At 69.5% G+C, this 23,723-nt stretch carries 20 protein-coding genes and 1 pseudogene; 5 read left to right on the plus strand and 16 right to left on the minus strand.

The window, feature by feature from the left end:
• The 8 genes from AC1D12_RS03020 to AC1D12_RS03055 form a co-directional block, all read right to left on the minus strand.
• Nucleotides 1-879 (minus strand): ABC transporter ATP-binding protein (locus tag AC1D12_RS03020; protein WP_477838791.1); only part of this gene is annotated, 879 nt, incomplete at its 3' end.
• Between the two features lie 7 nt (nt 880-886).
• Complete coding sequence (locus AC1D12_RS03025; RefSeq protein ID WP_477838793.1) at nt 887-1,927, minus strand: carbohydrate ABC transporter permease; 1,041 nt, start codon at nt 1,925-1,927, stop codon at nt 887-889.
• Entirely contained in the window at nt 1,924-3,246 is a 1,323-nt protein-coding gene (locus AC1D12_RS03030; protein WP_477838795.1) for a carbohydrate ABC transporter permease, read from the minus strand. The genes AC1D12_RS03025 and AC1D12_RS03030 overlap by 4 nt, the downstream gene beginning before the upstream one ends.
• On the minus strand, nt 3,243-4,730 hold the full coding sequence (locus tag AC1D12_RS03035; RefSeq protein WP_477824925.1) for an ABC transporter substrate-binding protein: 1,488 nt from the start codon (nt 4,728-4,730) through the stop codon (nt 3,243-3,245). Before AC1D12_RS03035 ends, AC1D12_RS03030 begins: the two co-directional genes overlap by 4 nt.
• Nucleotides 4,731-4,753: 23 nt before the next feature.
• On the minus strand, nt 4,754-5,608 hold the full coding sequence (locus AC1D12_RS03040; RefSeq protein ID WP_477838797.1) for an amidohydrolase family protein: 855 nt from the start codon (nt 5,606-5,608) through the stop codon (nt 4,754-4,756).
• Complete coding sequence (locus tag AC1D12_RS03045; RefSeq protein ID WP_477824926.1) at nt 5,605-6,660, minus strand: aldo/keto reductase; 1,056 nt, start codon at nt 6,658-6,660, stop codon at nt 5,605-5,607. The genes AC1D12_RS03040 and AC1D12_RS03045 overlap by 4 nt, the downstream gene beginning before the upstream one ends.
• On the minus strand, nt 6,657-7,994 hold the full coding sequence (locus AC1D12_RS03050) for a UxaA family hydrolase (RefSeq protein WP_477838799.1): 1,338 nt from the start codon (nt 7,992-7,994) through the stop codon (nt 6,657-6,659). Before AC1D12_RS03050 ends, AC1D12_RS03045 begins: the two co-directional genes overlap by 4 nt.
• On the minus strand, nt 7,984-8,298 hold the full coding sequence (locus AC1D12_RS03055; protein ID WP_477838801.1) for a UxaA family hydrolase: 315 nt from the start codon (nt 8,296-8,298) through the stop codon (nt 7,984-7,986). Before AC1D12_RS03055 ends, AC1D12_RS03050 begins: the two co-directional genes overlap by 11 nt.
• A gap of 112 nt (nt 8,299-8,410) precedes the next feature.
• On the opposite strand from AC1D12_RS03055, the gene AC1D12_RS03060 reads away from it, so the two are divergent.
• Nucleotides 8,411-9,127 (plus strand): FadR/GntR family transcriptional regulator, encoded by a 717-nt coding sequence (locus AC1D12_RS03060; RefSeq protein WP_465110212.1) that lies wholly within the window; start codon nt 8,411-8,413, stop codon nt 9,125-9,127.
• 21 nt (nt 9,128-9,148) lie between these two features.
• On the opposite strand, the gene AC1D12_RS03065 is transcribed toward AC1D12_RS03060, so the two are convergent.
• Nucleotides 9,149-9,655: a pyridoxamine 5'-phosphate oxidase family protein gene (locus AC1D12_RS03065; protein ID WP_047508539.1), complete on the minus strand. Its 507-nt coding sequence runs from the start codon at nt 9,653-9,655 to the stop codon at nt 9,149-9,151.
• Nucleotides 9,656-9,726: 71 nt separating this feature from the next.
• Nucleotides 9,727-11,616, minus strand: a complete 1,890-nt coding sequence (locus AC1D12_RS03070) for an MFS transporter (protein WP_477838803.1) — start codon at nt 11,614-11,616, stop codon at nt 9,727-9,729.
• 89 nt (nt 11,617-11,705) lie between these two features.
• On the opposite strand from AC1D12_RS03070, the gene AC1D12_RS03075 reads away from it, so the two are divergent.
• Complete coding sequence (locus AC1D12_RS03075; protein ID WP_477838805.1) at nt 11,706-12,452, plus strand: hypothetical protein; 747 nt, start codon at nt 11,706-11,708, stop codon at nt 12,450-12,452.
• A gap of 22 nt (nt 12,453-12,474) precedes the next feature.
• Here AC1D12_RS03075 and AC1D12_RS03080 read toward each other — a convergent pair whose 3' ends face one another.
• Entirely contained in the window at nt 12,475-12,921 is a 447-nt protein-coding gene (locus AC1D12_RS03080) for a YiaA/YiaB family inner membrane protein (RefSeq protein ID WP_477838807.1), read from the minus strand.
• A 38-nt stretch (nt 12,922-12,959) separates the two neighbouring features.
• Nucleotides 12,960-14,162 carry a toxic anion resistance protein gene (locus AC1D12_RS03085; protein ID WP_477838809.1) on the minus strand — a complete coding sequence of 401 codons (1,203 nt, stop codon included), beginning with the start codon at nt 14,160-14,162 and terminating at the stop codon, nt 12,960-12,962.
• 256 nt (nt 14,163-14,418) lie between these two features.
• Here AC1D12_RS03085 and AC1D12_RS03090 point away from each other — a divergent pair, with 256 nt between their 5' ends.
• A complete protein-coding gene (locus tag AC1D12_RS03090) occupies nt 14,419-15,162 on the plus strand; it encodes a helix-turn-helix domain-containing protein (protein ID WP_477838811.1) in 744 nt (247 codons plus the stop codon).
• On the plus strand, nt 15,159-16,349 hold the full coding sequence (locus tag AC1D12_RS03095; RefSeq protein ID WP_477838813.1) for a hypothetical protein: 1,191 nt from the start codon (nt 15,159-15,161) through the stop codon (nt 16,347-16,349). Before AC1D12_RS03090 ends, AC1D12_RS03095 begins: the two co-directional genes overlap by 4 nt.
• Nucleotides 16,350-16,416: 67 nt before the next feature.
• On the opposite strand, the gene AC1D12_RS03100 is transcribed toward AC1D12_RS03095, so the two are convergent.
• From AC1D12_RS03100 to AC1D12_RS03110, 3 genes are all read right to left on the minus strand, one after another.
• Nucleotides 16,417-19,089, minus strand: coding sequence for a TonB-dependent receptor plug domain-containing protein (locus AC1D12_RS03100; protein ID WP_477838815.1), 2,673 nt, complete (start codon nt 19,087-19,089; stop codon nt 16,417-16,419).
• Between the two features lie 260 nt (nt 19,090-19,349).
• Nucleotides 19,350-21,125 (minus strand): sensor histidine kinase, encoded by a 1,776-nt coding sequence (locus tag AC1D12_RS03105; RefSeq protein WP_465110205.1) that lies wholly within the window; start codon nt 21,123-21,125, stop codon nt 19,350-19,352.
• A 25-nt stretch (nt 21,126-21,150) separates the two neighbouring features.
• Nucleotides 21,151-22,389: a CaiB/BaiF CoA transferase family protein gene (locus AC1D12_RS03110; RefSeq protein WP_477838816.1), complete on the minus strand. Its 1,239-nt coding sequence runs from the start codon at nt 22,387-22,389 to the stop codon at nt 21,151-21,153.
• Between the two features lie 46 nt (nt 22,390-22,435).
• Here AC1D12_RS03110 and AC1D12_RS03115 point away from each other — a divergent pair, with 46 nt between their 5' ends.
• On the plus strand, nt 22,436-23,011 hold the full coding sequence (locus AC1D12_RS03115; RefSeq protein ID WP_477824933.1) for an SRPBCC family protein: 576 nt from the start codon (nt 22,436-22,438) through the stop codon (nt 23,009-23,011).
• 6 nt (nt 23,012-23,017) lie between these two features.
• On the opposite strand, the pseudogene AC1D12_RS03120 reads toward AC1D12_RS03115, so the two are convergent.
• Nucleotides 23,018-23,723: pseudogene (locus AC1D12_RS03120) on the minus strand (hypothetical protein); the annotation flags it as partial.

Here is a 23,723-nt window from a genome sequence, read left to right on the forward strand (position 1 = left end):
CAGCGCGCCCTGCTCGGCGATCCGGCAGTCTTCCGGCCGGATGCCGAGCACCGCCTCGGCCAGGCTCGCCGTCACCGGCRTCGGCGCGCGCAGCCCCTCGCCCTCCAGCCACCCGCCCGACAGCGCGCCGCGCAGGAAGTTCATCGGCGGCGCCCCGATGAAGCCGGCGACGAACAGGTTGGCCGGGTCGTTGTAGATGCGCGCCGGCGTGTCCAGCTGCTGCAGCACGCCCTTGTCGAGCAGCGCGACGCGGTGCGCCAGCGTCATCGCCTCCACCTGGTCGTGCGTCACGTACAGCGTCGTGATGCCCAGCTGCTGCTGCAGGTGCTTCAGCTCCGCGCGCATGTGCCCGCGCAGCTTCGCGTCCAGGTTCGACAGCGGCTCGTCCATCAGGAACACCGACGGCCGCCGCACCATCGCGCGCGCCAGCGCCACGCGCTGCCGCTGCCCGCCCGAGAGCTGCCGCGGGTAGCGGTCGAGCAGCCCATCGAGCTGCACCTGCTTCGCCACCGCCAGCACCTGCTCGTGCTGCTGCGGCTTCGGCACGCCGCGCACGTCCAGCGGGTAGGCCACGTTCTCGGCCACCGTCTTGTGCGGGTACAGCGCATAACTCTGGAACACCATCGCGATGTCGCGGTTCTTCGGCAGCACGTTCGTCACGTCGCGCTCGCCGATCAGGATGCGCCCGGCGCTCGCTGTCTCGAGCCCGGCGAACACGCGCAGCGCGGTGCTCTTGCCCGAGCCCGATTCGCCGAGCAGCACCAGGAACTCGCCAGGCTGCACCTGCAGGTTGAAGTCGCGCAGCACCTCGACCGCGCCGAAGCGCTTGCCGAGGTGGTCGAAGGTGACCGAATGCGCGGTCGTCGTGGGAGGCAGCATCGTCAAATCAGCCTTTCACCGCGCCGGTCAGCAGGCCACGGGCAATGAACTTCTGCAGGAACAGGGTCATCACGACCACCGGCACGATCATCAGCAGGATCAGCACGCTCATCGTCCACCACTGCGGCCCGCGTGTCGCGTTCTGCGCCGCCACCAGCAGCGGCATGGTCTGCGCATTCGCGGTCGACAGGAACAGCGCCAGCAGGTACTCGTTCCAGCTCAGGATCAGCACCAGCAGCGTCGTCGCGACCAGCCCCGGCCGCGCCAGCGGCAGCATCAGGTCGAACAGGATGCGGTAGCGCGAGGCCCCATCGAGCGCCGCGCTTTCTTCCAGCTCGCGCGGGATGCCGTCGAAGAAGTCGACCATCAGCCAGACGACGATCGGCAGGTTCGCGGTCATGTAGGTCACGATCAGCGCGAACTGCGTGTCGAGCAGGTGCACCTGCTGGAACATCACGTAGATCGGGATCGCCGACACCACCGGCGGCAGGATGCGCTGCGAGATCATCCAGAACAGGATGTCGTCGTTGCCGAGCCGCGCGGTGATGCGCCGCTGCAAGGGCCGCAGCCCGAGCACGAACAGCATCACCGCCACCRGCAGCGCCCAGCCGAGCGACAGCCCGGCGCCGAGCACGAGCGCGACCACCGCCGCGACGCTCGCGATGAACAGCAGCACCGCGGCGACGCTCGGCCGGTACGTGATGCGCGTCAGCGCATACGCCGCCATCGAGCCGATCGCGACCGCCAGCAGCGTCGACAGGCTCGCGATCAGCATCGAGTTCAGGTACGGCCGCAGCGTGTCGCGCCCGGTCTCGACGAGGATGTACTTCCACGCGTGCAGCGAGGGCTGGAAATCGACGAAGGGCAGGAACACCGGCCCGTCGGACACCTGCAGCGGCTCCTTGAACGAGGTGACCAGCACCCAGTACAGCGGGAAGAACACGACGAAGGTCCACGCGAGCAGCGCGCCGTACACCAGCACGCGCGGCAGCGGCGCGAGTTCGCCGGGGCGCTGCGGCACGCACCACGCGGCAACGAGGCCCTTCATGCGCCTTGCCCCGCGCGCGCCGGCCGCACGACGAAGTGGAAGAAGCTCACCGCCATCAGCGTCGAGACGAACAGCAGCAGGTAGGCCACCGCCGCCGAGCCGCCCAGGTTCAGCGAGCGCCAGTCGATGAAGGCATGCAGCGTCATGCTCTCGGTCGCGATGCCGGGCCCGCCGTTGGTCAGCACGTTCGGCAGGTCGACGATCTTGAAGGCCTCGATCACGCGGATCAGCACGACGGCCGCCGCAGTCGGCGCGATGGCCGGCCAGGTGATGTCGCGGAAGATGCGCCACGACGGCGCACCGTCGAGCTGCGCGGCCTCGAGCTGGTCGCGCGGTTGCCCTTCGATCGCGGCCAGCAGCACGATGAAGATGAACGGCACCCATTGCCAGGTGTCGCCCACCAGCACCACCCAGCGCGCCGACCAGGCGTTCTGCGCCCAGGTCATGGCACCGAGGCCGAGAGCGCGGGCGATGGGCGCGAACGGGCCGACGCCCATGTCGGCCAGCATGCGGAACATGTAGGCGATGCCGACCGGCGTCACCATCAGCGGCAGGAAGAACGACAGCCGGAACAGGTTGCGCCCGCGGATCGGCTGCGCGCACAGCAGCGCCAGGCCCAGGCCGAGTGCGAACTGCAGCGCGACACCACCGATCACGTAGAACAGCGTCGTCAGCAGCGAGCCCTGCTGGCCGCCCGCGGTGCCGGCGGCGACCAGCGCCATCAGCCCCCAGACGCTGCCGGCAAGCTGGCGGCCGACCAGTCCACTGAGGCTGGCCCGTGCGCCGAGCACACGGGCGGCGACGGCCGCGACGACGAAGCCCGCCAGCGCGAACAGCAGCCACGCGAACCACGGCAGGTCGGCCGCGTCGCGCGCGGCCTGCGCCGCTGGCGCGAACGGGCCGAGCGGTGACAGCAGCGTGGCTGCCAGCGTGCAGGCCAGCGTCATCACGGCTGCCGCCGCATGCGGCGCGCGCGGCACAGCCAGCCCATACGCCTGCCGCTGCCGCAGGCTGCGCAGCAGCGCCCACGCGAGCAGCGCGAACGCGGCGGCGAGCGCGACCCAGGTCGCCGCCGACAGCTCGCCCGCCGTGCCCAGCAGGTGGAACTGCTGCGAGCCGGCGATCAGCTTGCGGTAGTTCAGCGCGCCGACGAAGCTCAGCTCGTAGCCGCCGGCCCGCAGCGAGAAGCGCGTCAGCGAGAGCCAGGCCGACGCCAGCAGCGGGAAGATCGAGAACAGCAGGACGACGGTGACGGCCGGCGCGATGAAGACCGTCCCCGCCTGCCGGTCCAGCCAATCGCTGAACTGCGCCTTCGTCACTTGGCGCCGATGCTCGCTTTGTATGCGGCCTGCTGCTTCGCCTTGCCCAGCTCGTCGTTCAGCTCATTCCACGTGTCCTCGATGTTCTTCATCGTGCCCTTCACGTCCAGCTCGCCGGCCAGGAAGCGCGCCATCGCGGTGTCCAGCGCCACCTGCTGGTAGCGCTGGTTGAACGGGATGCGCAGGTCCAGCACCATGTTCGGCGAGTTCAGCGAATCCTGGATCGCGGTCAGGTAGTCCTTGGCCGCCTTGTCCGACATGCCGGCCTTCTTCCACGGTCCCATGTCCTTGAACTGGCTCTGCCGGTACGGGTTGAAGCCGGTCGCACCGACCGTCACGTCGGCATTCGACTGCTCCGGCTGCGACATGTACGAGAAGAGCGCATAGGCCGCGTCCTTGGCCTGCGGCTTGGCCTTCGCGTTGATGGCCCCCGACCAGCCACCGAAGGCCGCGAACGGCGCGCGGTTCACGCCGTTCACCGCATGCGGGCAGCGCGTCGCGTCGCAGGCCACCAGCTTGCCGCTCGCACGGTCTAGCACCTTCGTGGTCCCCGGCAGCATCAGCGCGCCGACCTTGTCGACCACCTTCGAGGCCTTCGGGTCGACCGCCAGCGGGCCGATGTCGCCCCAGTCGACGGTCAGCGCGCAGCCGCCGCTGACGAACAGCGTTCGGGTGTCGCCCACATCCATGTTGATCTCGTTCGGCGGGCCGTACTTGCCGGTCTCCTTGTAGATCTCGAGCGCCCGCGCGAAGGCATCGTTGTTGACCAGCGGCTTCATCGTCGCCGGGTCGAAGAACGCGCCCTCGCTGGTGCCCTTGGCCTGCAGGAAGGCGCCGGCCACCGAGGTGATCATCCAGAACGACTGCGCGTTGCGCTTCTTCGCGATGCACGAGCCGACGACCGGCTTGCCGTCGCCGAAGTCCTTGCCGTGCGCGGCCTTCGCGATGTCCAGGTACTCGTCCCAGGTCTGCGGCGGCTTCTTGCCGAGCTTGGCCAGCACGTCGCTGCGGTAGTAGGCGATGTGGAAGTCGCCGTCCAGCGTCACGGTGTAGGTCTTGCCGCCGTACTTCTGCGAGAACTCGCGGAAGAACGGGGCCACGTCGTCCTCGCGCAGCTTGGCATCGGCCTTCACGCGCGGGCTCAGGTCCTCGAGGAAGCTGACGTAGTCCGGCATCCACTGCGGCGCGAGGATCGCGGCATCGATCGAGTTGGTGCCGGTCGACCAGTCGGTCAGCAGCTTCTGGTACAGGTCCGAGTACGGCACCGTGATCACGTTGACCTTGGCACCGGTGGCGGCCTCGAACTCCTTGCCGCGGCGCTGCAGCGGCTCGGCGATCTGCGGGCCGGTGAAGGTCATCACGTTCAGCGTGACGCCGGCGTAGGCCTTGGTCTGGGCCTGCGCCTGCCCTTGCGTGCCGAGCATGCCGATCACGGCGGCAGCGCAGGCCAGCGTGGCCCGGAGGGGAATCGATCTGCGGTTCATGGTGTCTCCATCCTTGTTGTGGTTCACAGCGGGGTCACTCCGTCCAGGCGGTAGAAGCGCTCGGCATTGCCGGCCCACACCGCGTGGCGATCGGCGGCGTCGAGCGGCGCCAGCAGCTGCTCGCAGGCCAGCACCCAGCCGGCGTAGTCGCCGRCCAGCTGCAGCACCGGCCAGTCGCTCCCCCAGATCACGCGCTGCGGGCCGAACAGCTCCAGCACGGTCTCGGCATACGGACGCAGCGTCGCGACGCTCCAGCCGGGACCGGCTTCGGTCGCGAGGCCGCTCAGCTTGCAATGCACGGCCGGCAGGCGCGCCAGCGCGGCGAGGTCGCGCCGCCAGGCCGCGAAGCCGCCGTGCGCGATGTCGGGCTTGGCCGCGTGGTCGATCACGATCGGCAGGGCAGGATGGCGCTCGGCGAAGGCCAGCAGGTGCGGCAGGTGCGGCGGCTTCACCAGCGCGTCGAAGCGCAGGCCGTGCTGCACCAGCGCACGCACCGCCGGCGCGATCGGCGCGGTGGCGATCCAGGCCGGGTCCGGCAGGTCCTGCAGCATCGGCCGCACGCTCTTCAGCAGCGGGTTCGCGGCCAGCGAGGCGAGCGTGTCGACGGCACCGGGCGCCGCCAGGTCGACCCAGCCGACCACGCCGCGCACCAGGTCGTGCTGGGCGGCCAGTCGCAGCAGCCACTGCGTCTCGGCAAGCGTGGGCGCGGCCTGCACGAGCACCGTGCCGCGCACGTTGTTTGCAGCCAGCAAGGGCTGCAGGTCGGTCGGACCGAAATCGCGGTACAGCGGGGCCAGGTCCGGTGTGAGCCACCCGTAGTCGCCGCGCGCGAGCGACCAGAAATGCTGATGCGCGTCGATGCGCCAGGTGGCCGTCATCGTTTCTCCCCCGGCACCGGCGCATCGGCATCGATCAGCCCCTGCTCGCGCAGCGTGCTCCACAGCGCCGCGGGAATCGGCTGCGTCATCCAGCGCACGATGCCTTGCAGCTCGTCCGCGTTGCGCGGCCCCGGCACGCACGACACCACGGCCGGATGGCCGAGCGGAAACTGCAACGCCGCTGCCGCCAGCGGCACCTCGAAGCCGTCGCACACCGCCTGCAGTCGCGCGACCCGCGCGACCACCTCGGCCGGCGCGGTCGCGTAGTTGAACTTCAGCGTGCTGCTCGGGCGGCGCAGGCCGGCCGCGAGGATGCCGGAGTTGAACGGCCCGCCGACGATGATGCCGACGCCGCGCTCGACGCAGCGCGCGAGGAACGGGTCCAGCGCCTGCTGCTCCAGCAGCGTGTAGCGGCCGGCGAGCAGCGTGCAGTCGAGGTCGACGTGCTCCATCGTGTCGCGCACGATCTCCCATTCGTTGACGCCCAGCCCGATCGCGCCCACCAGGCCCTCGCGGCGCAGCGCCTCCATCTCGCGCAGGCCGCCGCCGCTGGTGAGCTGCCGCCAGTGGAACTCGTGGCGATCGCCGTGCGTCACGCGGCCGATGTCGTGCACCAGCGCGATGTCGATGCGGTTCGTGCCGAGGCGCTGCAGGCTGTCCTCGACCGAGCGACGGATCGCGGCGGCGGTGTAGTCGTAGTGCACCTCGAACGGCAGCGGGTTCTGCCACGCGGTCTCGCCGGCGGGCAGGGCGCGCGGCACGGCCAGCGGGGAGAGCGGTTTCAGCAAGCGGCCGACCTTGGTGCTCAGCACCCACTGGTCGCGTGGATGCGCGCGCAGCGCCTCGCCGAAACGCCGCTCCGACAGCGTGTAGCCGTAGAACGGCGCGGTGTCGAAGAAGCGGATGCCGGCCGCCCACGCGGCGTCGAAGGTGGCGCGCGACGCATCCTCAGAGATCACGTCGTACATGTTGCCGAGCGGCGCACCGCCCATGCCGAGCGCGGTCAGCGCATGGCGGGTGCGCGGCAGCATGCGGGTCGGGAGTGTGGTCATGGCGTGGCCTTTTGCATGGAAGGCATCGTGCGGATCGGCAGGGAGACCGGCAGGCAGCTCGGCCCGATCGGCTCGAAGGCCTTGTAGGTGAGGATGAACTCGCGGTGGCCCAGCGATTCGCTGGCGGTCTCGCGGCCGTGGCCGACGTCCTGCACCAGCGCGACGATCTCGGCGCCCACCTCGTCGAGCGTCGCGTCGCCGCGCAGGATGCGGCCGGCGTTCACGTCCATGTCGTCGGCGAGCTGGTCGTAGGTGTCCGGGTTCGCGCACACCTTGATCACCGGCGAGATCGCCGAACCGACCACCGAGCCGCGGCCGGTCGTGAACAGCGTCAGGTGCGCGCCGCAGGCGATCAGCTCGACGATCTCGGCGTTGTCGGAGATGTTCGGGAAGCCGAAGCGCACCTCGCCGTCGGGCACCACGTCGAGCAGGTACAGGCCGCCGGTGGGCGGGATGTCGCCGGGCTTGATCAGGCCGCTGATCGGCGAATCGCCGCTCTTCGCGTAGGCGCCGAGCGATTTCTCCTCCTGCGTCGTCAGCCCGCCGTCGGCATTGCCGGGCGCGAAGCTGCCGTGGCCGAGCGTCTCGTAGTAGCGCGCCGCCTTCGCGACGCAGCGCACGATCTCGTCGCCGAGCTCCGGGGTCGCGGCGCGCCGCTGCATGTGGAACTCGCAGCCGACCAGCTCGCCGGTCTCCTCGAAGATGCAGGCGGCACCGCGTGCGATCAGCGTGTCGAACGCACGGCCGACCGCCGGGTTCGCGGTGATGCCGCTGGTGCCGTCGCTGCCGCCGCAGACGGTCGCGACGACGAGTTCGTCCCAGCGCATCGGCACGCGCGGCTGCGTGTCGAGCTCGGCCAGCGCCCAGCGCACCCACTCGACGCCCTCGGCCAGCGTCTTGCGCGTGCCGCCATGCTCCTGGATCGTCAGCGTGTGCACCGGCCGGCCGCTCGCGGCGACCTCGGCCTCGAGCCCGCGCTTGTCGAAGCTCTCGCAGCCGAGCGAGACCAGCAGCACCGCGCCGACGTTCGGGTGCGTCAGCAGCCGGCGCATCATCTTGTCGGCATAGGCGTTCGGGTAGCAGCCGGGGAAGCCGACCAGGTGCACCGGCGCGCCGYGGAACGACTGCGTCACCTCGTGCGCGACGAAGTGCGCGCACTCGACCAGGTAGGCGACCGCGACGATGTTGCGGATGCCCTTGCGGCCGTCGGCGCGCGCATAGCCGCGGAGGTCCGATGATCCAGCGGACCCCGTGGAACCGGCTTCGCCGGGCCACTGGGGGCGCCCCCCAGGGGGGGAGGCGCGAAGCGCTTCCGGGGGGGAGTCATTTCGCATATTTCGAGCCGTCTTGCAGCGTGTAGGTGGGCAGGTAGTCGCTCGCGAGGTTGTCGGTGTGGATGTGCTCGCCGCGCGCGATCGGCCGCTGCACACTGCCGATCACCGCGCCGTAGCGCAGCACCTTGTCGCCCACCGCCAGCGCCTGCCGCRCCAGCTTGTGCGCCATCGCCACCGGCCGCGGCAGCATCACCGGCTCGCCGTCGATCAACAGCGTCGCGCCGGCGGCCAGCGCGCGGCAGGCCACCAGGCAGTTGTCGGCGGGGTTCAGCAGCAGCAGGCGTGGATCGGTGGCAGGGGTCATTCCGGCTTCCTGGGGTTGCCCCGAAAAGGTATAAAGGTCAGACCAATAGACCATTGTTGCGATCGCCCGCGATCCGCGGCAACCGGGTTGACCCTGATGGGAAAATCGACCGATGAGCCACCAGCGACTGCCGCCGATCGAGACCAAGCGCCTGTACCAGCACATCGCCGGCGTGCTGCGCGAGTCGATGGACAGCGGGCGCTTCGGCGTCGGCAGCTACCTGCCGCCGGAGCGCGAGCTGGCGGATCAACTGGGCGTCAGCCGGGCCTCGGTGCGCGAGGCGCTGATCGCGCTGGAGGTGCAGGGACGGGTGTCGGTGCGGGTCGGGGCCGGCGTGCAGGTGCTGGATGCGTCGTCGCCACGGGCGGCGTCAGCCTCGGCGGACGAGCCGCCGGTCGGCCCGCTGGAGCTGCTGGAGGCGCGGCTGGTCGTCGAGACCGAGACCGCGGCCCTCGCGGCGCGCCACGCGACCGAGCAGGATCTGCAAGGCCTGCAGCGCAGCCTGGACCAGATGGTGCAGGACCATGCCCGCAACCCGTTGCTGCACGATGGCGACCGGGCTTTCCACATCGGCATCGCGCGCGCCAGCGGCAACGCGGCGCTGCTGTTCATCGTGACGACGCTGTGGGACCAGCGCTACACGCCGATGCAGGACCGGATGGAGACGCTGTTCACGACGCCGGGGCTGCACACCGCGGCGGTCGACGACCACCGGCGCGTGCTGGAGGCCATCGCGGCACACGACCCGGCGGCGGCGCGGCAGGCGATGCGCCGTCACCTGACGACGGTGCGCAAGACCTTCTCGCGGGCGATCGTCGCGGGGCGCTGAGCCGCGTTCCAGTCCGGCGGATCAGGCCGACGGAACGGACCGCGGCCAGTGCGGCCGCGACGCGCTGAAGTCGACCGTGCGCGTGTCGGTCACCTGCGTGCGCGGCTGCTGGTCGCTCGGGATGTCGACCCGCAGCATCACGAAATCCTGCTCGCCCTCGACGACGGCCAGCTGCGGCTCCTGGCGCACGCTCGGGTGCAGGTACACCGGGTCGTGATGCGCCTCGACCAGCGCGACTTCGCCTGTCAGATGCACGAGTTGCCGGGTGCGCGGGTCGACGAACGACAGCGTCACGTCCGGATCGATCTCGACGTCGAGCGCGACGCGGCTGTCACGCGGCACCATCAGCCAGACGTGCGGCGGGCCGTCGCCGGAGGTCATCGAGATGCGCACCTGGGCCGCGTGCGGCGCGCCGCTGGCCAGGCGCGTCGTCACCATGCAGTGCCGGGCACGCTGCAGCGAGGGCCACACCGATTGGAAGTCCCCGTCGTTGCGGCGGCTGAGGAAGGGCAGGTTCGGAAGGTTCATGGCGGCTTGTAGGTATGGGTCGAGCTGGATGGATGCAAGCCCTGAAGGGCAATCGGCGTGCCCACGCCGCGCTAACTTGCCAACAATTCCCCGACCCGCGTGCGCAGCCCGTCCGGCGTCACCTCGCCGGGCGCCAGCGGCACGCCCGCCACCATGCCGACCCGTGTGAACATGCCGCGCCGGAACGGCTTGACCATCGCGCCGCCCTGCTCCACCCGCGAGAAGAACGAGCCCCACAGGTTCTGCAGCGCGAGCGGGATCACCGGCACCGGGTTCGTCTCCAGCAGCTTCATCACGCCGCCCTTGAACTCGCCGAGCTGGCCATCCTTGGTGATGGCGCCTTCCGGGAAGATGCACACCAGCTCGCCGTCGGCCAGCACCGCGCGGGCGCGCTCGAAGGCCTGCTCGTAGACCTTGGCGTCGTCGCGCTGCGGCGCGATCGGGATCGCCTTCGCGAGCTTGAACATCCAGCCCAGCACCGGCAKYTTGAAGATGCGGTGGTCCATSAYRAAGKMGATSGGSCGCGGGCTGGCSGCCATCAGCAGCACCGSGTCGACRAAGCTGACGTGGTTGCACACCAGGATCGCCGCGCCCTTCAGCGGGATGTGCTCGTCGCCGCGCACCTTGAAGCGGTAGATGCAGCGCGTCGCGATCAGCGCGATGAAGCGCAGCAGGTACTCCGGCACCACCAGGAAGATGTAGAACGCGACGATCGCGTTCAGCACGCCGACCACCAGGAACACCTGCGGGATCGTCAGCCCCGCCTTCAGCAGCACGCCGACCAGCACCGCACTGACGATCATGAACAGCGCGTTCAGGATGTTGTTGGCCGCGATGATGCGGGCGCGGTGGCTGGGCTGCGAACGCAGCTGGATCATCGCGTACATCGGCACGCTGTAGAGGCCCGCGAACAGGCTCAGCAGCGCGAGGTCGGCCATCACCCGCCAGTGCGCGCCGACCGCGACGAAGCCCGCGAGCGACAGCTGCGCCGACGGCGGCAGCCCGCGCGACGCGAAGAACAGGTCGATCGCGAAGATGCTCATGCCGATCGCGCCCAGCGGCACCAGGCCGATCTCGACGTGCCGGCGCGACAGCACCTCGCACAGCAGCGAGCCGGTGCCGATGCCGATCGAGAACACCACCAGCAGCAGCGAGGCGACCTGCTCGTCGCCGTGCAGCACCTCCTTCGCGAAGGCCGGGAACAGCGACAGGAACACCGCGCCGAAGAACCACATCCACGAGATGCCCAGCAGCGAGCGGAACACCGCGACGTTCTCGTGCGCGAGCTTGAGGTTGCGCCAGGTCTCGGTGACCGGGTTCCAGTTGATCTTCAGCGCCGGGTCGGTGGACGGCGACGGCGGCACGTACTGCGCGGTCAGCCGGCCGAGCAGCGCGACCGCGATGCAGCCGATCGCGACGTAGTGGCGCCCGACCTCGGGGATGCCCACCAGCAGCCCGCCGGCCACCTGGCCGAGCAGGATCGCGACGAAGGTGCCCATCTCGACCATGYCGTTGCCGCCGGTCAGCTCGCGCTCGCCCAGGTGCTGCGGCAGGTAGGCGAACTTCACCGGGCCGAACAGCGTGGAGTGCAACCCCATCAGGAACACGCAGGCCAGCAGCACCGGCACGTTGGTGACCCAGAAGCCCCAGGCGGCCAGCAGCATGATCGCGATCTCGAGCGACTTGACGAGCTGGATCACGCGCGTCTTGTCGTACTTGTCGGTCAGCTGCCCGCTGGTGGCCGAGAACAGCAGGAACGGCAGGATGAACAGCGCGCCGATCACCAGGCCCGCGAGCTGCGGCGACAGCCACGACACCTGCACCTTGTAGGTGACCAGCACCGTGAAGGCGAACTTGAACAGGTTGTCGTTGCCGGCGCCGAGGAACTGCGTCCAGAAGAAGGGGGCGAAGCGCCGCTGGCGCAGCAGGGCGAATTGATTCGGGTGTTCGGTGGACGACAAGGTTGCCTCCTCAGGCAGGGCGGTTCGTGGGGCAATGTAGCGGCAAGGCGGCGGATCTAAGATGCGGCGATCGTTCTCCGCCGCACCGCATGCCCATTCCACGCCCCGTCCTTCGCCGCAAGCCGCTTCCGAAACAGGCCCCGCCGGCCGTGCTGAACCCGCGGCTGCGGCAGCAGCAGCGCCTGGTGGCGCAACCGGGCTTCGCGGCCCGCATCAGGGCGCAGCGCCCGGGACGACCCACTGCGATGGTGCCGATCGCGGCGGCCGCGCTGCTCGGCTGCGTGGGTGGGGTCGGAGTGTTCCTCGGCTGGCTGCAGGCGAGCTGGATGCTGGCCGCCAGCGGCGCGGTCGCCGCGTCGGCCGGTACATGGCTGGGGCGGCGCGCGATGCGGCCGCCCGTCGCCGACACGCTCGGCCTGGCCGTGCTCGACGAGGGTGATGCCGCGCGGCTGGACGCCGTGGTCGAGCGCTGCGCCCCCGAGTTGCCCGATGCCGCCGTGGAGTCGCTCACGCGGCTCGCTGCCACGCTGGGCCGCATGGCCCCGCAGCTGCGGGGCCGCCCGCCGGGCCCGCCGTGGCGCACGGAAGATTCCTTGTTCATCGGGGAGCTGCTGCGCCGCTATGTGCCGGATTCGCTCCAGCGCTACCTCGAGATCCCCGCCGCCCAGCGGCCCGCAGTGCGGCTCGCCGACGGCCGCACGCCGGCACAGGCCCTGGGCGCGCAGCTCGACGGGCTGGCGCAGGAGCTGGCCGATCGCGAGAAGCTGCTGGCGCAGGCGTCCTCGGAGGCACTGGCGCTGCAGGGTGCATTTCTGGAGGCACGGCGCAAGGGGTGAGGGTGTGGGGGCGTGAAGGCGATCAGGCGCCCGGGCGGGTGTGCTGTTCCGACTGCACCGCCGACAGCGTCGCATCGTGCTTGTCGCGGATGGTCTTCGCCAGCGTGAACGTGGTCGACACCAGGAACAGCCACGAGACCAGCATGTAGCCCTTCTGCCACTCGACGATGCTCATGCGCCACAGGCCCCAGCCGGTGAGCGTCACTGCCGCGCCGAAGCCGATCCACACGGTGGCGATCCAGCCGAAGGTGTCCACCTGCCCGTCGCGGTTGTCGCGCAGCGTCTTCGCGACCGCGAACGACGCGAACAGGCAGAAGAAGAAGCCGATCGCGAGGAACGCGCGGTCCAGCTCCTGGCTCGGCAGCCGCAGCACGCCGACGGCGCAGGCCGCCAGCGCCAGCGCGAACGACACCCACACCTGCACGACCCAGCCATTGGTGTCGCGCTGGTAGACGATTCTTTCCTTCATGATGTCCTCTTCCCTCGGTTGTAGTCAGTGGCGGGCGGTCACAGCGCGACCGGCCCGGAGATGCCGGTACCCGCCTCGCGGATGCGCTCCTGGCGCACGCGGTCGACATAGTTGCCGGCGCGCGCGATCTGTTCCTTGATGACGGCGTTGTTCTGCCCCATGACCTCGATGGCCTTGCTGCGGAAGTCGTCCATCGCGTCCATCGCCTTGAAGGTCTGGTCGAACATCTCCTTGAGCTTCTCGACGCCCAGCAGCGGGTTGGACGCGAACTCGGTGGTGCGCTCCACGTGGGTGTTGAGCTGGCGGCCGGTCTCGGCGATCAGGCCTTCGATCGACTGCGACACGCCGCTCAGCATGTTCATCACCTGGATCTGGTTGCCGGTAGCGCGCGCCACGGTCTGCGCGACCGCCAGCGCCGACATGCCGGTGGTGGCCACGCGGGTGCAGCCGGTGATCATCTCGCGGCCGGTGCGCTTGAGCACGTCGAGCGACAGGTAGCCGTTCACGCACACCGCCTGCTGCGTCTGCATGTCCAGCAGGTTCTGACGGGCGTAGAACAGCACCTCCTGCTCGAGCGCCTGGGCGCGCTGCGGGTCGGTGGCCTTCAGCGCCTGCACCTTCTCGGCCAGGCGGCTGTCCAGCGTCTCGGCGAAGTGGATCGCGGCGCGCAGCTTCTCCATCGCCTCCCACAGCTTGGTGCGCACGGACTCGATCTCGACGACGTCGCGCTGCATGTCGTCGCGCGCCGTGTGCAGCTGCTGCATCGTCTTCTGCAGCTGGCTGCTCGCCGTCTGGTACTTGCGGAAGTAGGCCTGCAGCCGGTTGCCGTAGGGGATGAAGCCGAGCAGCTTGCGCGGCTGGAACAGGTCGCCCTCGCGGCCGGGGTTCAGTTCGTCGAGGTGGCCGCGCATGCCCTGCAGCGCCTGGAAGGCCGGCGAGTCTTCCATGCCCACGAAGTTGCGGTCCATGAAGCGGCCCTGCATCAGGTTGGCCGAGACCGAGACCTCTTCGCGGCCGAGGCGGAACGCCGCGTCGAGCTTGGCCTTGAAGGCCTCGCCGTGCAGGTCTTCGGTGAGCAGCGCATCGACGAAGCGCCGCACCTGGTCTTCGACCTCGCCGCGCAGCGCCGCCGTGAGCGGCACCGCTTCGGTGGCGGCTGCGGGCTGGATCGCGACGATGGCTTCGGGTGGCGTGAGCTGGAACGCTGCGGCGGGCGCTGCAGCGGAGGCGGTGACCGTCATGTCGGGTTGTCTCCTGGTGTCAGCGGTCTGCGCTGCTGGCGGCAATATAGCTGCGGGAGCGGCGGATCTCGGCTCGTGGACGGGCGAAGCGTGCATCATGTCTCGCAACGGTTGAACATGCGGCGCAGTGTTGCTGCCGCCTCCCGCGGCGGCCATCACCCCGAAGAGGGGGCGCGGCCGAGTGGCGAGGGCGGCCGCGACCGGTATCGCTTTGCGATACTCCCGCTCGCCCTTCGCTCGTCCACCGCGCGTTCACATGAGCACCACCCAAGACCTCGTCACTGCCTTGAAGGCCGAACTCAAGGCCGCCAACGTCACCTATGCCGAGCTGGCCGGGCACCTCGGCATGTCGGAGTCGAGCATCAAGCGCGTCTTCGCGAAAGGCGACATGCCGCTGTCGCGCATCGACGACGTGCTGCGCGTGCTGAAGATGGATTTCGCCGAGCTGGCGCGCCAGATCGCCGATGCGCAGCCGCTGCGCCGCGAGCTGACGCTCGAGCAGGAGAAGGCGGTGGTGGCCGACCGGCGCCTGCTGCTGCTGGCGATCTGCTGCATGAGCCAGTGGACGTACGAGCAGATGATCGGCACCTACACCTTCAGCGAGGCCGACTGCGTGCGCTACCTGGTGCAGCTGGACCGGCTGGGCATCATCGAGCTGCGGCCGATGAACCGCTATCGGCTGCAGGTGGCGAAGACCTTCCGCTGGCGGCCGAACGGCCCGGTGATGGCGTTCTTCCGCGAGCACGTGGCCGACGACTACTTCAACAGCGGCTTCGACGGCGACGGCGAGATGCTGATGCTGGTGCACGGCCAGATCGGCACCAGCCTGGCGGCGAGCTTCGTCGAGCGGCTGCAGCGCGTCGGGCAGGATTTCGCGCAGCAACACCTGGCCGACCAGAAGCTGCCGGCCGACCAGCGGCGCGCCTACACGCTGGTGGTCGGCATGCGATCGTGGCTGTTCGCGGCGTTCCGCGACTTGAAGCGGGAGGAGGCTGCTTGAAACATGGACTGACCTGTTTTCTTCTCACCCTCGTCACGGGGTACGCGAATGCCGCCATGGTGGTACGCCTGTCGGAGTCGTCCGAGGATGTGAAAGTGGTGGCCACCGCCGGGAGCGAGGGTTGCACGTCCGGCTTCCCAGCCGATGCGTACAGCGATTCACCAGGCTTTCGCAAGGCATCGGATCGAGTCTTCTTCAGGAAACTCAATTCCGAAAAGGAACTGGGCAAGTACCTGGTCGCGGCGAGGCTGGGTGGTGGGATCTACCTGCACCTTCCCTACTTTCATCCCGGGGACTCCTGCGGAGAAGTGACCTTCGAGATCGAGGGCAAGAAGATCCTGTGGGACGGCAAGCTGCACAGCGGAATGCTCCGGATCCCTGGGCGCGATGTCTTCTACAGGTCCGTGTTCTTCACCAATGAACCGGATGCCGACATCTCCGATGCCATGTACTTCGACCGCGACATTCCCGGGCCGGCCTTGCGCCAGTTGAAACGCGCCTTCCCCGCGATCTCAGACTACTACTTGAAAAACCTCGCCGTTGAAGCGGTCCAATCCACGAGCGCCGTGGTGGCATTGGTCCACAACCAGGGGAAGTACTTCGGCTATGGCGGCGATGCGCTCAACATCATTCGCATCACTTATGACAATCCGAATCCGTTGCCGCCAGACATTGCCGGGGTCTTCTCAGGCACCTACGCGCATGAGTTGGCGCACAAGGTGCAGCACCCATCGCTGTTCGAGAATCCGCATGGGAGGTATTTGACGGAAGGCAGCGCGGAGTTCCTGAAGCTGTTCGTGCTTCGCGAGTCCGGCCTCATCGACGCCCGCCGGCAGGACGGCATGATCCGGACTGCCTTGCAGGCGTGCGCGAAGCACAACGCCGAGACCTCCTGGCTGGAGAAGCTCACGGATCGCACGGTTTTCTATCGCGAACCCTACGACTGTGGTCTTGTCTACTACATCACTTCGTATCGATCGAGCGGCCTTGAAGCAAAAGCATTCGTCGGGCTTCTGCTGAAGGCTCTGTCAGCGGACGTCAACTACAGCAACGATCGGCGGCGGCTCTGCCTGCTGTACGAATCCGATTGCCAGAACTTGACGCTCACCGATCTTGTCAGTGGCGGCCAACGGTTCGATCGAAGACGAGCCGAGATCGAATCGGCAAAAAGTCTCGACGCCCCATGAAAAAAGGGGACCCTCGCGGGTCCCCCTTGTCGTTCGTGAATGCAGTGGCGGCCCATGCCGCCGTGCATCACCAGAACGTGTACTTGCCCGCCAGCGTGATCTTGCGGCCCATCTGGCTGTGATAGCCCGGGTTGTAGGCGATGTAGCGGGTGACCAGGCGCTCGTCGATCGGCGGTTCGCGGTTCTCGATGTTGTCGACGTTCACGCTCAGCGTCAGGTTCTTGACGCCCTTGTAGGCCACGTACAGGTCGGCGGTGGACCAGGCCTTCACGCGGCACAGTTCCGGATGCCCACTGCTGGCGTACGAGCAAGTCAGGTCGGCCGGCGTGTACGCGCGCAGGAAGCTGCCGGTGTAGTTGCCGCTCAGCGTCGTCGACCAGTCGCCGATGTCCCAGTCGATACTGGCCTTGAAGCGCTCCTTCGGCTGGTTGTAGGTACCGGCGTAGTCGACTTCCGGTGCGTCCTTGACGTTCGCGACCATGTAGCGCGGCATCTTGTTGTAGACGACGGTGAGGCCGACGCGGCCCGCCGAGCCGAGGTCCTGGCGCGCCCGCAACTCGATGTCGTAGCCCCAGATCCGGGTCGAGCCGAGGTTGGTGTATTGCAGGTTCAGGCTGTCGATCTCGCCGGCCGCGTTGCGAATCACGTAGCCCGGGTAGTTCGCCTCGTTGGCCAGCAGGTAGTCCGGGTCGATCGACGAGATCTCGTCACGGCGTTTGATCTTGTAGGCATCGAACGACAGCGAGACGTTCTCGGTCGGCTCGAACACCAGGCCGGCCGTGAAGCTCTTCGACTTCTCGGGCTTCAGGTTCGGATTGGAACCCGAGATCGCCTCGAGCGACAGGTCGCAGTTGGGGTTCGGGTTGGGATCGTTCGGATCCGGGCACAGCTTCGGGTCGCGGATGCCGGAGTAGAAGCCCTTGACCGGCGACTGCGTCGTCTCGGTCAGCGATGGGGCCCGGAAGCCCTCGGCGTAGGTGGCGCGCAGTGCCAGGTTCGGCAGTACCTTCCACTTCAGGCCGGCCTTCGGCACCGTGGCGCTGCCGAAGTCGCTGTAGTGGTCGGTGCGGGTCGCGAGCGACGCCTCGATCGTCTTGGTGATCGGGACCGACAGTTCGGCGTAGATCGCGCTGACGTTGCGCGAGCCGTCGGACGAGGCGGCCCCGAGCACGCTGATCTGGTCGGTCGCGGTCAGCGTGTCCGGCGTGCTCTTGAACGACTCGCGCCGCAGCTCGACGCCGAGCGCCAGGCTCAGCCCGCCAGCCGGCAGCTTCATCAGCTCGCGCGAGCCGCGCAGGTCGATCGACGTGGTGCTGGTCTTGCCCGTGTCGCGCAGCGTCGGGTAGAGGGCCGCCATCAGCGCCGGGTCGTTGGCACCCGGGTTGCCGAAGATGAAGTTCGGGTTGGCGACGCCGTTGGCATCGAGCACGTCGCCGCCGATCAGCACCGAGTCATTGAGCAGGCCGCGCGTCCAGACGCGCGCACGCGTGCCGGAGTACATCAGCGCGCTCTCGGCATCCCAGCCGCCCAGGGTGCCGCGCCCGCCGAGCACCAGGCGGGTGGTGTCCGCCGTCACCTCGGTGGTGTGCAGCACGTCCATGAAGCGGTAGCGCAGCCCCACGTCGGCGCCGGTGGTGTTCTGCGGATGGTTGGCCGGCAGCGTGATGAAGATGTTGGGCAGCGTGCCGGTCGACTGGTAGGTGGCGGTGTTGTACGAAGGCGACTCGCCCTTGTACTTGTTGCGCACGAACAGCGCGTCGCCGAACAGCTCGAAGCCGCTGCCGAGGTCCAGCGTGGCGGCGCCGAACAGCGCATCCTGCTTGGTTTCCGGCACCAGGTCCTGGTGGTCGGTACCCTGGTAGTAGCAGCGGCCATTGGCGGCGGCGCCCGGCTCGTTCAGCGGCGTGCAGCCCGGCATCGGCCCGATGAACGCTCCGGTGGTGGGGTTGTAGAGGTTGCCCGGGTAGCCGTAGCTCGAGCGCAGGTCGGTCAGCCCGAAACGGCGGAAGTCCGCGGTCGAGGTCATCGGCCGCTGCGAGGCCTTCACCGAGTTCTGCTGCTCGTGCGAGTAGTTCAGGAAGAAGTTGTACTTGTCGTTCTCGAGATCGCCCTTGCCCCAGGTGGTGCTGAACTTGCCCGCCGCACCATCGTGGTAGCCCGACTGCGAGCCCGAGCCCGACAGCGACAGGCCGTTGTAGTTCTTGCGCAGGATCACGTTGATGACGCCGGCGATCGCGTCGGAGCCGTAGATGGCCGACGCGCCGTCCAGCAGCACCTCCATGCGCTCGACCACGTCGAGCGGGATCGAGTTGATGTCGAAGAACGACTGCTGGCCGCCCGAGGCGAAGCCGTACGGCGCCATGCGGCGGCCGTTGATCAGCACCAGCGTGGCCTGCGCACCCAGCCCGCGCAGCGAGACGCCGCCGGCACCGGGCGTGTAGCTTGCCACCGCATTCGCATTGAAGTTGCCGGCATTGCTGGCCGGCAGGCGGTTCAGCAGCTCGGTGACCGATTGCGCGCCGGAGCGGTCGATCTGCTCGCGCGTGATCACCTGCACCGGCGAAGCGGTCTCGGCATCGATGCGCTTGATGCGCGAGCCGGTGACCTCGACCCGCTGCAGCGACTTCTGGGCTGCGCCCGTGGTGTCCGGGGCCGGGGTGTCGGATTGGGCCCAGGCCGGCGTGGCACCGGCGGCGCACAGCGCCATGACGGTGGCGCTGATGTACTTCAAGCGAAACATTCGCATCCCTCGATCAAGTGCCAGGATCTCTGGCGCCAAAAGAAAGGCAGCGAAAGGATCCCTCCGCTGCCGCCATGTGCGCAGGGTCGGACCATCCGCCTCCCCCATGCCTCTGCCTCCATCGTGCTCAGTGCGGGCCCGCTTGTGATCCCGGGGAAACCGCAACTGCTCAACGCGTCACGAACGGGTATGCATTCGTGACACCTGTGTGAAAAAAGGCAAAGCAAGTGGTGGGCCACGACATATTCGTGGCCGGGCGCTCAACCCGTCGCGGGTGGCGGTGCGCTGCGCAGTGTGAGCGTGAACTCGGCCCAGGCGCCTTGCTGGCTGCGGGCCTCGATGCGGCCGCCCATGCTCTCGACGAGCTGGCGGGTGATCGCCAGGCCGATGCCGCTGCCGGTTTCAGCACCGGCGTCGCGCCCGAGGCGGTTGAACGGCTCGTACAGCCGCGCGAGTTGAGCGTCGCTGAGCCCGGGCCCGCTGTTCCAGACGGCCAATTGCAGTGCGCCTGCCTCGGCGCGGTGCAGCGTGACCCGCACGACTCCCTCGGGGGCACCGTACTTGATCGCGTTCGACAGCAGGTTCAGCAGCGACTGCTTCAGGCGCAGCGGGTCGGCCAGCGCAGGCGGCAGGCCGGCCTCGAATGCGCGCTCGATGTGCATGCGGCGCTGCGCGGCGTCGCCGGCCACCATCGCGAGCGCCTCGTCGGCCAGCGCCTGCAGGTCGAGCGGCACGCTGTGCATGTCCATCGCACCGACCTCGACCTTGCTCAGGTCCATCAGGTCGGTGATCAGGCGCAGCAGGTGCTGGCCGGCCCGCTCGATGTGCTCGACCCGCTCCAGCTGCTGCGCCTGCAGCGGCGCGGCGGTGTCCAGCCGCAGCAGCTGCGAGAAACCCAGCACCGCGTTGAGCGGCGTGCGCAGCTCGTGGCTCACGCGGGCGAGGAACTGCGATTTCATCGCGTTGGCCTGCTCGGCCGCGTGCTGCTGCTCGCGGGCCGCCTGGGCCGCCTTCACATCGGTGATGTCGGCGAAGCTGCCGACCATGCGCAGGATGCGGCCGTCGGCATCGCGCTCGGCGACGTGCCCGCGGCTGAGCACCCACACCCAGCGGCCGTCGGCGTGGCGCAGCCGGTACTCGTCGGCATAGGGTTCGCGCTGGTCGCGCAGGAAGGCGCGGAAGCGCTCGCTCGCGCCCGGCAGGTCGTCCGGATGGCACAGCTTCGCGAAGCTGTCGGTGGCGACTTCGCCGAAGCGCGAGTTGAAATCGTCGGGGGTCGTGCCGATCAGGTCGGCCCAGCGCCCGCCGAGCGTCAGCATGTCGCTGCGCAGGTCGCGCGCCCACAGGCCGATGCGGCCGCCGTTGATCGCGGCGTCCAGCCATTCGCGCGAATGCCGCAGCTCGGTGATCATCTGCTCGCGTTCGGCGGCGAGCGCCTGTTGCGCCGTCACGTCGGTCACCACGCACAGCCGGGCGCTGCGGTCGCCGAACTGCAGGCCGTGCGCGCTGGTGCGTGCGAGCAGCTCGCTGCCATCCTTGCGGCGGTGGCGCCATGGGCCCGAAGACGTGACGCCGGGCGCGTCGGGCCCGCGCACCGCACGCACCTGCGCCTCCATCGCCGGAATGTCCTCCGGCGGGCGCAGGTCGGCCAGCGTCATCTGCAGGAATTCCTCGCGCGACCAGCCGTACTGCGCGATCGCCGCGCCGTTCACATCCAGGAAGCGCAGCGACAGCGCGTCGTAGATCCACATCGGCTGCGGATTGGCGTGGAACATCTGCTCGTAGCTGACGGCGATCTCGTGCAGCACGGTGTCTTCGGTGCTGGCGCGCGTGGTCAGCGAGCGCAGCAGCAGGATCAGCAGGCAGCCCGTCATCGCGACGAACAGCAGGCCCTGGATCGTGTGCACCAGCGTCAGCTGGCGCGGGTCGCTGGTCAGCGCGAGCGCCGCATGCTCGGACAGCAGCACCCAGGCCGTGCCCGCCGCCAGGTAGGCCAGGACCAGCACGACGGGGCTGCGGTGGGGGCGCTCTTGCATGCGGGTCGCTCCGGTCTACATCGTCTCAAAGCACGCCGCGTTCGCGCAGCGCCGCCAGTTGCCCGGGCGTCACGCCGATCTCGCGCAGCACGGCCTCGCTGTCCTCGCCGAGGGTCGGCGCGCGGCGGCGGATCGAGCCGGGCGTCGCGCTCAGCTTCGGCACGATGCCCGGGGTCTCGAGCGACAGGCCCTGCGCGCTGGTGATGCGCTGCAGCATGCCGCGCGCGCGGTAGTGCGGATCGTCGGCGATGTCGCGCGCGGTGTAGAGGCGCCCGGCCGGCACGTGGGCGGCGTTCAGCGCGTCCAGCACCTCGGCGACGCCGCGCGACGCGGCCCAATCGCCGATCGCCGCGTCGATCTCGGCGACCCGCGCGACGCGCCCGGCGTTGCCGGCCAGCGCCGGGTCGGCGCCGAGGTCGTCGCGCCCGATCGCCGCCATCAGGCGCTTGAAGATGCTGTCGCCGTTGCCGGCCACCAGCACCCAGCCGTCGCGGCAGGCGTAGGCGTTGCTCGGCGCGATGCCGGGCAACGCCGAGCCAGCGGGCTCTCGCACGGTGCCGAAGGCGCTGTACTCGGGCAGCAGGCTTTCCATGCAGTTGAAGACGGCTTCGTAGAGGGCCACGTCGATGACCTGCCCGCGCCCCTTCGGTGCCTCGGCCGACACCGTCGCGTGCCGGTGCTGCAGCGCCATCAGGATGCCGATCACGCCGTGCAGCGACGCGAGCGTGTCGCCGATGCTGACGCCCACGCGCACCGGCACGCGGCCCGGCTCGGCCGTCAGGTGGCGCAGGCCGCCCATCGCCTCGGCGACGACGCCGAAGCCCGGCCGGTCTTTATAGGGCCCGGTCTGGCCGTAGCCGCTGATGCGMAGCATCACGAGGCCCGGGTTGGCGGCCGACAGGCATTCGTAGCCGAGCTCCCAGGCCTCCATCACGCCGGGCTTGAAGTTCTCGACCAGCACGTCGCACTCGGCGGCGAGCCGGCGCACGATGTCACGCGCCTCGGGCTGCTTCAGGTCGAGCGCCAGGCTGCGCTTGTTGCGCGACTGCACCTCCCACCAGACACTGGTGCCCGCGTGCATCAGGCGCCACTGGCGCAGCGGGTCGCCGCTGCCGGGCGGCTCGACCTTGATCACGTCGGCGCCGAAGTCGGCCAGGGTCTTGGCGGCGAACGGGCCGGCGATCAGCTGGCCGAGTTCGAGCACCTTGAGGCCGGCGAGCGGGCCGGGGGAGGTGGGCGCTGGGGAAGGCGCTTGAGCGGACATGCCCGCGATGGTAGTGTCTGGCGCCGCCAATTCGATGGGGAACGCCATGCGATTCATCGCCCTCGGGGTCTCGTGCGCGCTGCTGCTCGCGGCGCTGGCCGACGGCGCCGCCGCGCTCGAGCGTTCGATCGACAAGGAAGCGGTGGTGGCTGCGCCGCTGGCCGCCGTCTGGCAGAGCTGGACCACGAAGGCGGGCATCGAGGGCTTCTTCGCGCCCGAGGCCGAGGTCGATGCGCGCGTCGGCGGGGCCTTCCACATCCACATGGATCCGCTGGCCGAGCCCGGCATGAAGGGCGCCGACGACATGCACTTCATGGCGCTGCAGCCGATGCAGATGATCAGTTTCGACTGGAACGCACCGCCCTCGCTGCCCGAGGCGCGCCGGCAGCGCACCTTCGTCGTCGTGCGCTTCGCGCCGGTCGATGACAACAGCACGCGCGTGACGCTGCACCACGTCGGCTGGGGCGACGGCGGCGAATGGGACAAGACCTACGCCTACTTCGACCGGGCGTGGGGCCGCGTGCTGGAGAACCTGCAGAAGCGCCACGCCGCCGGGCCGGTCGACTGGACGGCGTGGATGGAGAGCCTGCGCAAGGCGCATGCGGCGGCGCCGGCGCGTTGAGGCGACCTACCACTTGCACCCGCTGCCCTTGACCGCATCGACCGCCAGCGGCACGGCCGCCAGCAGGCCCATGCCGCTGTAGGCGGTGCGGCAATCGGTGCGACCGGCCTTGTCGAGCTCCTCGGTGATCTTGGCCTTGCGCTCGGGCGGCGGCGGCAACAGCGGCAGCACGCCGGGCGACATGCCGCCGGCGCTGCTGCCGCGGCTGCGCAGGCTCGGCAGGTTGAGGTTCAGCTTCGGTTCGCCGGGGGCACCGGGCGGCGTGGCGGCGTTGTCGTGGCCGGTCTCGCCGCCGGGGCCGACGACAGGGCCGGTGGTGGGGCCGACCGGTGACGGGGCGGTGGCGGGCTCGACGGCGGTACCGGGGCTGGCGCGCCGCGCGGCGGGGGGCGCCACAGGCTGGGGTGCAAGCACGGGCTCGGGCAGCGGTGCGGGTGCGGGGGCAGGTACCGGCGCCGGAACGGGCACCGGAGGCGAGGCCGGCACCGGGACGGGCGGCGGCACCTCGACAACCGGCTCGGGGCGCGGGACCGGCAGCGGCGCGGGGGGTGGTGGCGGCTCCACCGGGACCGGCATCGCCACCGGCGGCGCGACGGGGGGCAACGGCAAGGGCAGCGGAAGCGGCTGCGGCGCCGTCGGTTCGGGCTCCACCGCAGGCGGCGGCGCGGCGGGCCGTGCCGCCACCGGTGCCGCGTCGCGCACGGCGGAGGCG

It is taken from the genome of Rhizobacter sp. P1_G5, assembly GCF_056405435.1.